Below are 14,969 nucleotides of genomic sequence, written 5' to 3'. Positions count from 1 at the left end.
TCTCGCAGTGAGTTACCTGACTAAGCACAGGCGTTTCAGGAGGGGATTTATATCACTGATGCGGCTCAAATCGCCAGGCATAGGCAATAATATGAGCCGCGACAACTTCACAGATTAACGACGAATAGCATCGATTTTCAGCATGCGGGCAATCACGATATCGAGTTCTTTCTGATCGAAGATCTGTTTCCAGTCTGGCTTAACGATTTTCTCGCGGCCATATTCCATGGCGATCATGCAGGCATCGGAGAACGGGTTGGTAGCGCGGAATGCAACAGCCAAGGCAATCTGAATATGGCCATACAGCATCGCTTTAGCTGCTTCTTCCGGCACGCCGCTGTGCTTAACGGTTTCATCCAGCGCTTCTTTCATGAAGGCACCCACCATGCAGGCCACGGTTTCAACCAGCGTAGGCTCAAGGTAAGCCAGCTGGGTAACGGTAACCCAATGTACCTGCTCAACCGGGCCATACATCACGCTGATGACGTTGCTCAGTTCCGCTTTCTGCTCGTCGCTGCCTGCTTCATAAGAGGCCGCAACGTGCTGAATAGCCGCAATACCACCAAAGGCGTCGGCGTGCTCCTCTTTGGTATAACGCTCCAGGAATACGGAGGGATGACAGGGGTGCGCCACGGCGTAATCAATGTCATCGCGGTGTGCAATCAGGTTGGCATAGGCCGCTGCGGGATCAAGGGTTAACAGCACCGCATCTTTCTTCATCTGCGGTACAACGCCTTCCGACACTTTACCCAAGACAATATCCGGCACCGCCAGAATCACAACATCACTCACGGGGACAACGGAAGCTGCATCGGAAAGCTCACGGCCCTGTGCGGTAACTTGCTCCTGCGCCTTGGGTGAGTTCTCGCAATAAAAGACCTGGTAATCACTTTTCTGGAAGTTGGCAGAAATGCGCATGCCCATTTTGCCGCCTGCGCCAATCACGGTGATGGTTTTTAATTGGTTCATTATTATGACTCCTGAGCTTGTTTACTACGTAAGAATTCCACGGTGCGAAGTGTCCACTCGGCTTCACGTTGACAGGTGATCGCTGCATCTTCCTGCCACGGTAGCCAGTGTTCGACGATTTGATTGATGCCTTTTTCTGCCGGGCGCACGCTGGCGATCATCCGGTCATAGTCGAGTAAGCCGTCCCCCATCAGACAACCGGCGTAGGTGAATCCCACCCAACCGTCACGACGGGAAAATGCAAAATCTTTGATGTGCAGATTACCGACGCGTGCAGCGGTATTGGCGATAACCTGTTCCGGTAGCTCCAACCCAGCGACGCAGTTGGCGGGATCAAGGCAAACGCCAAGCCAAGGTGACGGAAATTGATTGATCACCGACATCATGTCGGCGGTCTTGACCTGCTCGTAAGTTTCCAAACACAGCATCACCTGCTGGCGCTCATAGTCCGGCAGAATGGCGCCGATCAACTGCGCGGCCTCTTCCAATGACGGACGATGGCTGGCGGTATAGAACATGGAGCGAACAACGTGGGCATCCAGAATATTGGCCATGTGCAGATAACGTTGCAGATGGGCCGTACCCAGACCGCGAGTGCCCAGTTCCAGTGTGATGCCCAGCGCATCGGCCTGCTGACGCAACGCCTGTAGCTGCGCATCGGGCCAACTCTCGATCGCCGGATAATCACAAATTTGAAAGACAGAAACATCAAGCGCGGCCGTTTGCTCCAGCATCTGCGCCAACGTTAACGGCTCCGGCACTTGCGATGACATGCGCCAGAAAAAGCATACGTGCTGAGTCCGATACGGCTCATTAACGGATCTCCTTAAGCAGCGCGCTGGCTTCATCAACGATTTGCGCCAGCGCTTTGGGATCGTGGGCGAAACGCCCGAGAAACAGTCCATCGACATCACCCGCCAGGCGCTGAATCAGGCCGGGGCCGGCGCTGCCGCCGTAAATCACCTGCAAATCGATGCCCTCGGGTGTTTGCAGGTCACGCAAACCGGCACACACCGCCCGAATGTAGCTGTCCGGTGCGGGTTGCGGTGCGCCAATCGCCCATTGCGGTTCGTAAGCGAAGAACACGCTGCCCTGCAAACCTTGTTGCCCGGCATTGGCCAGGGCCTCAGCAAGCTGCTGTTGGCACAGCGCAATCGCCTGCGCCGGTTCGCCTTCTTGCTCTTCACCGATGCACAACACCGGCGTTAAGCCGTGGCGTAAAGACATCGCCACTTTGGCCGCGATCTGTGTTTTGTCTTCATGGAAATGACGACGGCGCTCAGCATGACCAATCTCAGCCAGCGAACAGCCCAACTCCTGCAACATGCTGGCGCTGACTTCACCGGTCCAGGCGCCATTTTCTGCCTGGCAGACATCCTGGCCGCCAAAGCGAACAGGCGTATCGGCAAAAATCTCGGCAACCGCCGGAATAGCCGGATAAGCCGGTAACACAAACAGCCCAACCTCACCTTGCTGGATGGCTGGATGACGACGCGCCAGCTCGGCGACGTCACGGCACCATGTCAGCGTTTGCTGATAGCTGAAGTACATTTTCAGGCTGACGCCCAGCCAGATGGCAGGTTGAGACATGCTTAAACTCCTTGATCTGCGGTCGCGTTATCGTTGAGCAGGTTTCCCACGGTGTTGACGATCATCGCTAGCGAAATGGCGCCAGCATCGGGTGTTCCTAAACTTTTTCTGCCAGCGGACGGGCACGGCCCATCTTTGGCAATAACTGGGCGGTCGCTTGTGCGGCGTTATCCGCCACCTGCGCCGCTGTTAACCAGGCATCGGTTAATGAGGCGCCTTGCGCCACAGCGTCGTTCAGGCTATCGGCAAACGGCACCAACACATCGACCATGGTTTTGTCGCCCACTTTGGCTTTACCAAAGTGCATAATGCCTTCTTGCGCGTGACGTACCCCACTGGCAACACGTTGCGCATCAGGCTGATGTTGATCGCCCAACGCCGTGCCCAGCGCGGTCAGCGCAACGCCCCATAATGCTCCCGAGGTGCCGCCCGCTTTATCTGCCCAGGCATCCGCCGCACGACACAGCAGCGTTCCCGCGCCTGCGCCACGCGCCGCCACTTCACGGGCTTTTTCTACCGCGCCTAATACGCCGCGCTCCATACCAATACCGTGATCGCCATCGCCAGCCACTGCATCAATATCACCCAGTTTCTCGGCGTTGGCTTGCAGCATTTGCGCTACGGCTTCCAGCAGTTGCAGCACGCGCTGTGCGCTCTCCTGCGATTCTGCGCTCGCCTGCGGTAACGTGTCCTCCGCCTGCTCTACACATTCCGCTGGACTTAGCGCTTCAGCAACGATCACGCTGCCTTTGCGATAGGCTGGAGCATTAGCGGGTGCGCACCAGAAGGTTTCCAGCTCCTGGTCAAGCCACATCAGAGTTAATGATGCGCCTGCCATATTGAAACTGGTAACGAACTCGCCGACATCAGGCTCAACGACGTGTAACTTCGCGGCATCCAGCAACTGCGCGACGCGACGGTAAACCACAAACAGCTCTTCGTATTTCACCGTACCTAACCCATTGAGGATCACCGCGACCCGCTGACCTTCTACCGTATTGATGCCTTGCGGCAGCTCGCTCAGCAAGCGATCAACGAAAATCTCAGCCAGCTCGTCGGCGGTCGGCACGTCGGTTTCTTTGATGCCCGGCTCGCCGTGAATGCCCAGTCCTAACGCCATGCGCCCTTTTTCCACTTCAAACAGTGGATGAGACGCGCCAGGTAAGGTACAGCCTGAAAACGCGACGCCAAAAGAACGCGTGCGGTCATTGGCGTGGCGTGAAACGTTGAGCACGCGGGCTAAATCGTAGCCCGCTTCCGCGGCGGCGCAGGCCACTTTAAACACGGTGAGATCGCCCGCTACGCCACGACGTTTTTCAATTTCATCAACGCTGGCGCTGGAAATATCATCAGTTACCGCCAGCACTTCGCAGGGAATGCCTTCGCTGCGTAGACGCTCGCAAGCCTGACCAAAATGCAGCACATCGCCCGCATAGTTACCAAACATCAGCAGCACGCCGCCACCGTTATCTGCGGCGCGCGCCACGTTGTAGATTTGCTGCGCGGAAGGCGAGGCAAACAGATTGCCCATCGCCGCACCGTGCGCCAGACCTTGCCCGACTAATCCGGCGAAGGCGGGATAATGACCTGAACCACCACCGACAATCACCGCGACGCTGCCCGCCTGGCTGCGTGTACTGCGTACGACGCCGCCAGGTACCTGCCGCACTTTGTCTGCGTTCGCGGCGACAAATCCTTCGATAAGTTCGGAGGCAAAGGCTGAAGGTTGGTTAAACAGGTAGGTCATTGTTCGTGCTCCTGGCTAAAGGGGTCGGCTGAATCTGGCGGCGGCGGTTCAACAACAGCATCAGCACGGCTGACAGCAGCATGAATCCACCCACCACAAACATCGGGATGGTGTAACTGTTGGTCGCATCGTGTAGCGCACCGGTGATGTAACCTGCCGAGAATCCCGCCACGTTGCCCAGCGTGTTGATCAAGGCAATCGCCGCGGCGGCAGAGGCGCCGGTCAGAAACTGCGTCGGCAAAGTCCAGAAGTTAGGTAAGGCAGCGAAAATCGAGCTGGCGGTAATCGCAATCACCAAAATGGTGGTGAACGGTGAATCCATGTAGAGCGCCAGCGGCACACTGATTGCGCCGGTTAACGCCGGGATAGCGATGTGCCAGGTTTTGCAACCACGACGCGAAGCATCTCGTGACCAGAAGAACATCACCACCGCAGCAACCAGATAAGGCACGCCAGTAATCATCCCTTTTTGCATCACGTTAAAAGTGGTGCCGAACTGCTGCTGGAAGCCGCCGATGATGGTTGGCAAGAAGAACGCCAGCGCATACAAACCGTAAATGAAGCCGAAGTAGATCAGGCACAGCATCCATACGCGACCGTTGCCCATCACCGTGCGAACACTCTGATGACTTTTCTGCTGTTTCGCGTTGTTTTCCGCTTCCAATTCTTTGGTCAGCCAGGTTTTCTCTTCACTGGTCAACCATTTCGCCTGACGCGGTGAATCCACTAGCCAGAACAGCGCCACGAAACCAATCAGAATGGCCGGGATGGAGACGCCCAGGAACATCACACGCCAGCCTTCCAATCCAAACAAACCATGTTGCTCAATAAAGGCTGCCGCCAGCGGCGCACCGAACACCACGGTCAACGGTTGGGCGAGATAGAACAGCGACAGAATTTTGCTGCGATGGCGTGCCGGAACCCACATGCTCAGGTATAGAATCGCACCCGGGAAGAAGCCCGCTTCAGCGATACCCAGCAGCAAACGCAGGCCGTACAACCCTTGCACACTGCTCACCCAGGTAAACAGCAGCGAGACGATACCCCAGCTGATCATAATGCGCGCCAGCCAGCGGCGTGCGCCGAAGCGATGTAGCGCCAAATTACTCGGCACTTCTAACAGGATGTAGCCAATAAAGAACACGCCTGAAGCCAAACCAAACTGCACCGCAGTCAGGCCGAGATCCTGGGTCATACCGTTCGGGCCGGCGAAGGAGATTGCGGTACGGTCCAGGAAGTTAATAAAGAACATCAAGGCGACAAACGGAACCAATCGCCAGGAGATTTTACGAATGGCGGATTGTTCAACCGCCGTCATGGTTGTCTGGGTCATGACGCACCTCCGATACGGGCGCGATAAGAGAAAGTTGGTGTTGGCAATACGCAGTACGCATTGTCGATGCAGGTGCATTGAGTAGGGTTTGGGTAACGCATGTTCGAGTCCTCGATGGGTCTTCTTGTACATTGGTAACACTGCGCGAACAAATGAACACTACACGTATAATTGCTCATCACTCAAGCGCACTTCCCAAAACTGTGAACCCGTTCAAATGATTTGAAATAGGTCAATTTTCAGATTCACGTCACCATTTCAGCCGCAGGGCAGGCGTAGCATGACGTGGAGTAAAGGGGTGATCAGAAAAATCGGCCAAAAACAAATGAACGCATATTGAACATATGAACAAGTTTGTGGCAGGCTAGTGATGAACATCTTTTAGCCTGCATCTGATGCAGGTTGAACCGCGTAACCTGCTGGAGAAAACGATGAAAACAATCGCTATTGGCGCTGATGATGCGGCCATTGAACTGAAGAATTTGATCAAACGTCATTTAGAAGAGAAGCAGTACGACGTGCTGGATTACAGCAACGATGCGCAAAACGATCGCCCAATGTACCCGGATGTCGCTTTTGCGTTGGCTAATGCCGTTAAAGAGGGCAAACACGATCGTGGGATCCTGCTGTGCGGAACCGGTATCGGCGTGGCTATCGTTGCGAACAAAGTGCCGGGCGTGCGTGCTGCGCAATGCCATGACACTTTCTCTGCTGAACGTGCACGTAAAAGTAACAATGCACAGATCATGACCATGGGTGCGCGCGTTATTGGTTCAGAGCTGGCGAAAAATATCGTCAACGCCTGGATGGCGTCAGAGTTTGAAGGTGGCGGTTCAACCGCTAAAGTCGAAAAAATCGAGTATTACGAACAGGCGTGCCAGAGCAAATAAGCACCCTTTTCTCACCCGGCGAAACCCGATATTTACCTGCGGTTTCGCCTGATTCAGGCGTCTTCAGCTCTCGCTCATTCCATTGCGACATCGCTTTCGCAGGGATAAGTGCGCGCGTCTTTCTGTGGCCGCCCTGTTCTCTCGTTACGGAGTAAAATGATGAACCAGCTAGAGGCGTTAAAACAGTACACCACCGTGGTCGCGGACAGCGGCGATATCGAGTCGATTCGGCATTATCATCCGCAGGATGCCACCACGAATCCGTCGTTGATCCTTAAAGCCGCCAGCCTTGAAGGCTATAAGCACCTAATTGACGACGCAATTGATTACGCCAAAACCCAAGGCGGCAGCAAGCAAACGCAAATTATCAATGCCAGCGATCGCGTAGCGGTGAATCTGGGACTGGAAATTTTGAAAAGCGTACCGGGCCGCGTCTCGACGGAAGTGGATGCTCGCCTCTCCTTTGATCGCGGCATGTGCGTGACCAAGGCTGAAAAGTTGGTGCGCATGTATGAAGATCAGGGTATTAGTCGCGCGCGAATTTTGATCAAACTGGCCGCAACCTGGGAAGGCATTCGCGCCGCCGAAGAGCTGGAACGCAACGGTATTCAGTGTAATTTAACGCTGCTGTTTTCCTTTGCTCAGGCACGCGCCTGCGCCGAAGCGGGCGTTTTTCTGATTTCGCCTTTTGTTGGCCGCATCTACGACTTCTATCAGAGCCGCGAGCCGCAAAGCATTTATGACGCTGAAAACGATCCTGGCGTGGTATCCGTGCGTAACATTTATCAGTATTACAAATCCCATCGCTACAACACGGTTATCATGGGCGCCAGCTTCCGTAAAATCGAACAGATTCTGGCGCTGGCGGGCTGCGATCGCCTGACGCTGTCGCCTAATTTACTGCAAGAACTTGAAGCCAGTGATGCGCCACTTGAACGTAAACTTACGCCATCAACTGCGGTACTGAATCCGCCTTCGCCGCTAACAGAGGCGGCTTTTCGTTGGGAACATAATCAGGATGCAATGGCGGTAGAAAAGCTGGCAGAAGGGATCCGTCAGTTCGCAGTGGATCAACAGAAGCTGGAAGATCTGCTGGCTGCGAAGCTATGATCCGCATTTACGGGCTTTAGGTTTTAATCGATCTGTTTGATGCTCAGATAAGAGGCGGGAATGGCTCCCGCCTTTCTTGTTGGCTAAAAAGTTACATTACGTAGAAGTAGATTGCGCAGAAATGACACACGCTGCCGCCCAACACAAAGCCGTGCCAGATGGCGTGGTTATAAGGAATGCGGCGCGACACGTAAAAAATCACGCCCAGCGAATAAATAATGCCACCTGCGGCCAGTAGCCAAATCCCGCCGGACGAGAGTTTCATCGCCAGTTGATAAATCACAACCAGCGACAGCCAACCCATACTCATGTAAGTCACTAGCGACAGCACCTTGAAGCGATGCGCGATGGTCAGTTTAAAAATAATGCCGGCCAGCGCCAGGCCCCAAATCACGACCATCAATCCATGCGCCAGCGGCGATTTCAAACCCACCAACAGGAATGGCGTGTAGGTTCCAGCGATCAGCAGGTAAATGGCGCAGTGATCGAGCTTTTTTAGCCAAGGCTTGGCACGTTTATGGGGAATTGCGTGATAAAGCGTTGAGGCGAGAAACAGCAAAATCATGCTGCCGCCATACAAGCTGTAGCTGGTGATTGCGGTGGCATCTGCGCCCATATCAATCGCCTGATTGAGCAGTAACACCAGCCCTACAATGCCGAACAAGCAGCCCAAACCATGACTGATGCTGTTGGCAATTTCCTCTGCCAATGAATAACCCGGTAGCAATACGCGGTTTTCGGTCATAAAAAGGGAGCCCTCAAAGGTATATACCCTCATTAATTCGCGTTGCAGGCAGTCGGCAAGGGAGCCAGTCCCGAGAACTTATTGGGGTAAGTGACCGGGCCGAGCAAGCGTAGCCAACGCATCTGCAGCTGGAAGTATGACAGGTAGAGTGATTGCAAATATCTGCGCACCAGAGTAACCGGGAACGATTTCAGTGTACACTTGTACGCTAAAATTAATCTGTGAACCGTTGTAACCATCCACACGCTGACTGAATCTGATAAACTGCCTGCCGGTTCACTGCACAATGAGCACTTTCTGATGTTCTCGCACCGCGATCTAGCCAGTCTCAATGACCTCGAAATGCAGGTTTACCAATTCATCATCAAACACCGTGAAAGCGTCAGCTATATGACGATTCGCGAGCTGGCGGAACAGGCCGAGGTGTCTACCACCACTGTTTTACGTTTTTGCCGCAAGATGCATTGTGACGGCTGGTCAGAATTTCGCATTCGCCTGCGTCTGGCAGATGAAAAAACTCAGCCACTGATGAACACCTCCGGCGTGAATGAGATGCTGAGCTTTTTCAAAAGTATTAATAATGCGGAGTTTGAGCAGTTAATTAGCCAGGCCGCGCAGATGATTAATCAGGCTGAGCATATATTTTTTATTGGCGTAGGAACCTCCGGGAGCTTAGCTAAATATGCTGCGCGTTTTTTCTCTAACGTCGGTAAATTCAGCCACGCCATCGACGATCCTTATTATCCGGTTAGTCCAAGTCTGAATGAAAATGCGGTGGCGATTATTTTGTCGGTATCAGGCGAAACGGAAGAGATCCTGCGACTGGCCAGCCAGTTCAGCCAGCATCAGTGTAAAACGCTCTCTATTACCAATAATGAAAGCTGTTCGCTGGCAAAAATCAGCGACTTTAATCTCTCTTATCACGTGCCTCTTATTCGCATGGCAGATAATTTTGATATCACCACTCAAGTGCCGGTTATCTATATTCTGGAAGCGATCGGTCGGCAGCTTAATAAATAAAACATCCTGTTTTTTAGCTGTAACAGATTACCATTCTAACACGTTGTTATATCGTGACTTTAAAGAGTGCTTTGCTACACTCAGGCCAATTTATTTTATCTCTGTCTGATATTGAGGGCTAAACATGAGTGAAGCATTACAGTTACCAAAAGGATTCCTTTGGGGCGGCGCGGTCGCGGCACATCAGGTTGAAGGCGGTTGGGATCAGGATGGCAAAGGCGTCAGTATTTGTGACGTACTGACCGGCGGCTCACACGGCGTGAATCGCGTGATCACCGACGGCGTGCAGCCCGGCAATTTTTACCCCAATCATCAGGCAGTCGATTTTTATTCTCACTATAAACAGGACGTCGCGCTGTTTGCTGAAATGGGCTTCAAATGCTTCCGCACCTCCATTGCCTGGACCCGCATCTTCCCGAATGGCGATGAACAGCAACCCAACGAAGCGGGCCTGCAATTTTATGACGACCTTTTCGACGAACTTCTGAAATATGGCATCGAACCGGTGATTACCCTTTCCCACTTCGAAATGCCCTATCATTTGGTGAAAGAGTATGGCGGCTGGCACAACCGCAAAGTGGTCGACTTTTTTGTACGCTTCAGCGAAGTGGTATTAGAGCGATACAAAAATAAAGTGAAGTACTGGATGACTTTCAACGAGATCAATAACCAGCGTAACTGGCAATATCCCCTGTTTGGTTACTGCTGCTCAGGCGTGATCTTTACTGACCATGAGAAGCCGGAACAGGCGATGTATCAAGTGATGCACCACCAGTTTGTTGCCAGCGCGAAAGTAGTGAAGTTAGGCCATGACATCAACCCAGACTTCCAGATTGGCTGCATGATTGCGATGGTGCCGGTTTATCCTTTCTCCTGTCATCCTGATGATGTGGTAATGGCGCAGGAAGCAATGCATCAACGTTATGTCTTCAGCGATGTGCAGATGCGCGGTTATTATCCCGCCTATGCGCTGAAAGAGTGGGCACGCAAAGGCTACGAGATTCAAATGGAAGCCGACGATGCTGAAACTCTGCGTAACGGCTGTGCTGACTACGTTGGCTTCAGCTATTACATGAGCAACGCGGTGAAAACGGACGCCCGCGGCGTTGATGACCCGATTACCGGTTTTGAAGGCGTGGTGAAAAACCCACACGTTAAAGCGTCCGATTGGGGCTGGCAGATTGATCCAGTGGGTTTGCGTTACGCGTTAAACGAACTCTACGAGCGCTATCAGAAGCCGCTGTTTATCGTGGAAAATGGCTTTGGCGCCATTGATAAACCAAACGCGCAAGGCGTGATCGAAGATGACTACCGCATCGACTATTTGCGCGCGCACATCGAAGAGATGAAAAAAGCGGTGACGCACGATGGTGTTGATTTAATGGGCTATACGCCGTGGGGCTGCCTGGATTGCGTCTCTTTCACCACCGGTCAGTATGATAAGCGTTACGGCTTTATTCACGTGAATAAAAACGATGATGGCAGCGGTGATTTTTCACGCTCGAAGAAGAAAAGCTTTAACTGGTATCAACAAGTGATTACCAGCAACGGTGAAGTTCTTTAACGCAGAAAATTAGAACGATTGCTTAAAGCGAAAACGCCGCAGCTTATCTCTGCGGCGTTGTTGTCTTAGCGACCGCCTGCAGCATCAATAAAGCTTCCGGTGATGTAGGAAGCGGCATCGCTGGCTAACCAGACTATCGCTTCAGCAATCTCTTCCGCCTGACCGCCGCGCCCGATTGGAAGTGCACTGCTTAGCCGATCAACTCGGCCCGGTTCACCCCCATCAGCATGCATTTCAGTGTAAATCAGTCCTGGCCGAACCGCGTTTACCCGAATGCCCTGCTGCTCAACTTCCAGCGATAGCCCTTTTGTTAGCGTGTCCATTGCGCCTTTTGAGGCTGCATAATCGACATATTCATTCGGTGCCCCCAACCGTGATGCCGCAGAAGAGACATTGACGATGGCTCCTCCTTTTCCGCCATGATGGGTTCCCATACGTTTTACCGCTTCACGACAGCAGAGAAAGGTGCCTGTGACATTGGTAGCAAACACCTGTTGAATACGTGCCGCATCGAGTTGTTCCACGCGACACTGCTTGAACAGAATACCGGCATTGTTAACCAGTACGGTCAACGGTGCGTCTTGTTCATCCAGCCGTTCAAACATCGCCATCAACTGATCTTCATTGCCGATATCAGCTTGTACCGCAAAAGCGTCGCCGCCCTGCTGCTGAATTTCTTCCACCACACGTAACGCTTCCGCTTCACGCTGACGATAATTGACCGCTACCCGATAGCCTTTTGCTGCCAGCATTAACGCTGTCGCGCGACCAATACCTCGACTGGCACCTGTGACTAATGCAAGTTCCATTATTGCCTCCATAAAAAAAGGACCGAAGAATCGGTCCTTAAATTAAAGGAGATCACGCCTTTTACCCTAAATAATTCATAGCCAGTACATCTGCTGCACTAAGAATGGCGAGTAAATCTTGTTCATTAACACAATATTTACCCTAAATAATTCGCGTTGCAGGAAGGCGGCAAGTGAGTTCATCCCCGGGAGCTTACATAAGTAAGTGACCGGGGTGAGCTAACGCAGCCAACGCATCTGCAGCGCGAAGTATGACGGGTAGGACGGGTAAATTATTGGTACTCGCTCATCGGTACACAGGAACAGAACAAATTACGATCCCCAAACACATCATCCAGACGTTTTACCGTCGGCCAGTATTTGTTGTGATTACCTGCCGGGAATACCGCCAGTTCGCGGCTGTACGGATGCGCCCATTCGCCAACAATTTCCATCTGGGTGTGCGGCGCGTTGACCAACGGGTTATCTTCCGCAGGCCATTCGCCGTCGGCTACGCGATCAATTTCCATGCGAATTGACAGCATCGCGTCGATAAAGCGATCCAACTCCACTTTGCCTTCAGACTCGGTTGGCTCAACCATCAGCGTGCCGGCAACCGGGAAGGACATAGTTGGAGCATGGAAGCCGTAGTCGATTAGACGCTTAGCGATGTCCAGCTCGCTGATGCCGGTTTGCTCTTTCAGCGGACGAATGTCGAGAATACATTCATGCGCCACGCGACCATCACGGCCGGTGTAGAGAATCGGATAAGCGGATTGCAAACGGCTGGCGATGTAGTTGGCATTCAGAATCGCGACAGAACTCGCCTGCTTCAGACCTTCAGCGCCCATCATGCGGATATACATCCAGCTGATTGGCAGAATTGAAGCGCTACCAAACGGGGCTGCGGATACTGCGCCCTGCTGTGTCAGTACGCCGTCAATTTGTACTACGCTGTGGCCTGGCACAAACGGTGCTAAATGCGCTTTCACGCCGATCGGTCCCATGCCTGGGCCACCGCCGCCGTGTGGAATGCAGAAGGTTTTGTGCAGGTTCAGGTGCGAAACATCCGCGCCGATGTAACCTGGCGTGGTGATGCCGACCTGAGCGTTCATGTTTGCGCCATCAAGGTAAACCTGACCGCCGTACTGATGAACGATCTGGCACACTTCACGAATGGTTTCTTCATACACACCGTGCGTTGACGGATAAGTCACCATGATGCAGGAAAGTTTATCGCCAGCCTGCGCGGCTTTCTCGCGCAAATCGCCCAGATCAATGTTGCCCTGCTTATCACACGCCACCACTACCACGTCCATGCCTGCCATCTGCGCAGAAGCGGGGTTAGTACCGTGTGCTGAACTTGGGATTAGGCAAAGGTGGCGATCGCCTTCGTTGCGGCTTTCGTGATAACGGCGAATTGCCAATAAACCCGCGTATTCGCCCTGCGCGCCAGAGTTTGGCTGCATGCACAGTGCGTCGTAACCGGTAAGTTGCACCAACCACTGCGACAGTTGACCAATCATCTGCAGATAACCGGTTGCCTGCTCAGCCGGGCAGAATGGATGAAGTTCAGCAAACTCAGGCCAGGTAATAGGGATCATTTCCGCTGCGGCGTTGAGTTTCATGGTGCAGGAACCTAGTGGAATCATCGCCTGGTTCAGCGCCAGATCCTTTTTCTCCAGGCTGTGCATGTAACGCATCATCTCAGTTTCGCTGTGATGACGGTTGAAGACCTGATGGGTCAGGATTTCACTTTGACGTTGCAGACCTGCCGGGATTGACTGGCTGTCTGCGGCGACTTCACCGTCGAGCTTATCAATATCTTGATTGTGCGTATCACCTAAAAGAATGGCGAACAGCGCACTGATGTCTTCGCGACAGGTGGTTTCATCCAATGTGATGCCAACAGCATTATGAATGTCGCTGCGCAGGTTAACGCCAAAGCTGACAGCACGACTCAGCACCGCTGCTTTGTCCGCGACTTCAACGGTTAACGTGTCAAACCAGTGATGATGACGCAGCTTCAAGCCACCATTTTGCAGGCCCGCAGCCAGAATATTGGTGAAACGGTGAATACGCGAAGCGATGCGCTTCAAGCCGACCGGACCATGGAACACCGCATAAAGGCCCGCGATATTGGCCAGCAGCACCTGCGAAGTACAGATGTTGGAGTTAGCTTTCTCACGGCGAATATGTTGCTCGCGGGTTTGCATCGCCATACGCAGCGCAGTATTGCCTGCAGCATCACGAGAAACCCCGATAATGCGGCCTGGCATAGAACGCTTGTGCTCATCACGGCTGGCGAAGAAAGCGGCGTGTGGCCCGCCGTAGCCCATCGGAACACCGAAACGCTGCGCAGAACCGAAAACGATATCTGCACCCTGCTTGCCTGGCGCTTCTAACATCACCAGTGACATAAAGTCGGCGGCGACACTGACAATTACTTTATGCGCTTTCAGCTCGGTAATCAGTTTGCTGTAGTCATGCGCTTCGCCAGTTGTGCCAACGTGTTGGAGCAATACACCAAACAGATCGTCGTGATCCAACGCTTTATCGGCGCGATCGATGATCAATTCGAAACCAAAGGTTTCTGCACGGGTACGTACGACATCCAGAGTTTGCGGATGAATATCATCGGCAATAAAGAATTTGTTCGCGGTTTTCAGCTTACTGATGCGCTTTGCCATCGCCATGGCTTCGGCAGCAGCGGTGGCTTCATCGAGTAATGATGCAGAGGCGATATCCATACCGGTCAGATCGATCGTTACCTGCTGAAAGTTCAGCAACGCTTCAAGGCGACCTTGTGAAACTTCAGGCTGATAAGGCGTGTATGCCGTGTACCAGCCTGGATTTTCCAGCATGTTACGCAAAATAACGGGCGGTGTGATAACCGCGCTGTATCCCATGCCGATCCAGGATTTGTAACGCAGATTCTGGCTGGCAATAGCTTTCAGCTCCGCCAGCGCCTGCTGCTCAGTAGCGGCTTCACCTACAGCTGGTGGCCCCGGGAGTTGGATATCCGCAGGAACGATGGAGCCGATTAACGCCTCCAGCGAACTGGCGCCGATAGCGTCAAGCATCACCGCTTGTTGCTCAGGTGAAGGACCGATATGGCGCTCAATGAATGCACCGTTATGTTCAAGCTGGCTGAGAGTCTGGGTCATTAGCAGTAAATCCTGAATCGGGCTGGGGAACTGAAAGTGCAAAAAT

General features: G+C 53.1%; 10 protein-coding genes and 2 pseudogenes. 4 read left to right on the top strand and 8 right to left on the bottom strand.

Going from position 1 to position 14,969, the window contains the following annotated elements; genetic code table 11:
* Positions 1–114: 114 nt before the first annotated feature.
* The 5 genes and pseudogenes from KQP84_RS06745 to KQP84_RS06725 all read right to left on the bottom strand — a co-directional run bounded on the left by KQP84_RS06745 (position 115) and on the right by KQP84_RS06725 (position 5,639).
* Positions 115–972: a phosphogluconate dehydrogenase C-terminal domain-containing protein gene (locus tag KQP84_RS06745; protein WP_215848224.1), complete on the bottom strand. Its 858-nt coding sequence runs from the start codon at positions 970–972 to the stop codon at positions 115–117.
* A pseudogene (locus KQP84_RS06740) lies at positions 972–1,783 on the bottom strand (sugar phosphate isomerase/epimerase family protein). The gene KQP84_RS06745 and the pseudogene KQP84_RS06740 overlap by 1 nt, the downstream one beginning before the upstream one ends.
* The gene (locus KQP84_RS06735) at positions 1,783–2,559 is read right to left on the bottom strand and encodes a triose-phosphate isomerase family protein (RefSeq protein ID WP_215845691.1); all 777 of its coding nucleotides are present in this window, start codon (positions 2,557–2,559) and stop codon (positions 1,783–1,785) included. The pseudogene KQP84_RS06740 and the gene KQP84_RS06735 overlap by 1 nt, the downstream one beginning before the upstream one ends.
* Positions 2,560–2,561: 2 nt before the next feature.
* Positions 2,562–4,306, bottom strand: a pseudogene (locus tag KQP84_RS06730) (dihydroxyacetone kinase family protein).
* Positions 4,290–5,639, bottom strand: a complete 1,350-nt coding sequence (locus KQP84_RS06725; RefSeq protein WP_215845690.1) for an MFS transporter — start codon at positions 5,637–5,639, stop codon at positions 4,290–4,292. Before KQP84_RS06725 ends, KQP84_RS06730 begins: the two are co-directional and overlap by 17 nt.
* A 431-nt stretch (positions 5,640–6,070) precedes the next feature.
* Here KQP84_RS06725 and rpiB point away from each other — a divergent pair, with 431 nt between their 5' ends.
* Together rpiB and tal are read left to right on the top strand one after the other, a co-directional pair.
* Complete coding sequence (gene rpiB / locus KQP84_RS06720; protein WP_215845689.1) at positions 6,071–6,529, top strand: ribose 5-phosphate isomerase B; 459 nt, start codon at positions 6,071–6,073, stop codon at positions 6,527–6,529.
* Positions 6,530–6,688: 159 nt separating this feature from the next.
* The gene (tal, locus tag KQP84_RS06715; RefSeq protein ID WP_215848223.1) at positions 6,689–7,639 is read left to right on the top strand and encodes a transaldolase; all 951 of its coding nucleotides are present in this window, start codon (positions 6,689–6,691) and stop codon (positions 7,637–7,639) included.
* 91 nt (positions 7,640–7,730) lie between these two features.
* Here the strand turns inward: tal and trhA are convergent, their stop codons facing one another.
* The gene (trhA, locus tag KQP84_RS06710) at positions 7,731–8,384 is read right to left on the bottom strand and encodes a PAQR family membrane homeostasis protein TrhA (protein ID WP_215845688.1); all 654 of its coding nucleotides are present in this window, start codon (positions 8,382–8,384) and stop codon (positions 7,731–7,733) included.
* A 300-nt stretch (positions 8,385–8,684) separates the two neighbouring features.
* Between trhA and KQP84_RS06705 the strand changes: the two genes are divergently transcribed.
* Together KQP84_RS06705 and KQP84_RS06700 are read left to right on the top strand one after the other, a co-directional pair.
* Entirely contained in the window at positions 8,685–9,404 is a 720-nt protein-coding gene (locus KQP84_RS06705) for a MurR/RpiR family transcriptional regulator (RefSeq protein WP_215845687.1), read from the top strand.
* Positions 9,405–9,528: 124 nt separating this feature from the next.
* Positions 9,529–10,968: a 6-phospho-beta-glucosidase gene (locus tag KQP84_RS06700; protein WP_215845686.1), complete on the top strand. Its 1,440-nt coding sequence runs from the start codon at positions 9,529–9,531 to the stop codon at positions 10,966–10,968.
* Positions 10,969–11,033: 65 nt separating this feature from the next.
* On the opposite strand, the gene KQP84_RS06695 is transcribed toward KQP84_RS06700, so the two are convergent.
* Together KQP84_RS06695 and gcvP are read right to left on the bottom strand one after the other, a co-directional pair.
* Positions 11,034–11,777, bottom strand: a complete 744-nt coding sequence (locus KQP84_RS06695; protein WP_215845685.1) for an SDR family oxidoreductase — start codon at positions 11,775–11,777, stop codon at positions 11,034–11,036.
* 272 nt (positions 11,778–12,049) lie between these two features.
* Positions 12,050–14,923 (bottom strand): aminomethyl-transferring glycine dehydrogenase, encoded by a 2,874-nt coding sequence (gene gcvP / locus KQP84_RS06690; protein WP_215845684.1) that lies wholly within the window; start codon positions 14,921–14,923, stop codon positions 12,050–12,052.
* Between the last annotated feature and the right edge of the window lie 46 nt (positions 14,924–14,969).

Origin of the sequence: Candidatus Pantoea bituminis (assembly GCF_018842675.1) — a bacterium.
Classification (GTDB): Bacteria; Pseudomonadota; Gammaproteobacteria; order Enterobacterales; family Enterobacteriaceae; genus Pantoea; species Pantoea phytostimulans.
This window is presented reverse-complemented; position numbering and strand designations above follow the sequence as displayed.

Coding starts and splice junctions, on each gene's coding strand:
- KQP84_RS06695 (WP_215845685.1), bottom strand. CDS start 11,777: ATGGAACTTGCATTAGTCACAGGTGCCAGTCGAGGTATTGGTCGCGCG.
- KQP84_RS06735 (WP_215845691.1), bottom strand. CDS start 2,559: ATGTCTCAACCTGCCATCTGGCTGGGCGTCAGCCTGAAAATGTACTTC.
- KQP84_RS06700 (WP_215845686.1), top strand. CDS start 9,529: ATGAGTGAAGCATTACAGTTACCAAAAGGATTCCTTTGGGGCGGCGCG.
- trhA (WP_215845688.1), bottom strand. CDS start 8,384: ATGACCGAAAACCGCGTATTGCTACCGGGTTATTCATTGGCAGAGGAA.
- rpiB (WP_215845689.1), top strand. CDS start 6,071: ATGAAAACAATCGCTATTGGCGCTGATGATGCGGCCATTGAACTGAAG.
- KQP84_RS06705 (WP_215845687.1), top strand. CDS start 8,685: ATGTTCTCGCACCGCGATCTAGCCAGTCTCAATGACCTCGAAATGCAG.
- gcvP (WP_215845684.1), bottom strand. CDS start 14,923: ATGACCCAGACTCTCAGCCAGCTTGAACATAACGGTGCATTCATTGAG.
- KQP84_RS06725 (WP_215845690.1), bottom strand. CDS start 5,639: ATGACCCAGACAACCATGACGGCGGTTGAACAATCCGCCATTCGTAAA.
- tal (WP_215848223.1), top strand. CDS start 6,689: ATGAACCAGCTAGAGGCGTTAAAACAGTACACCACCGTGGTCGCGGAC.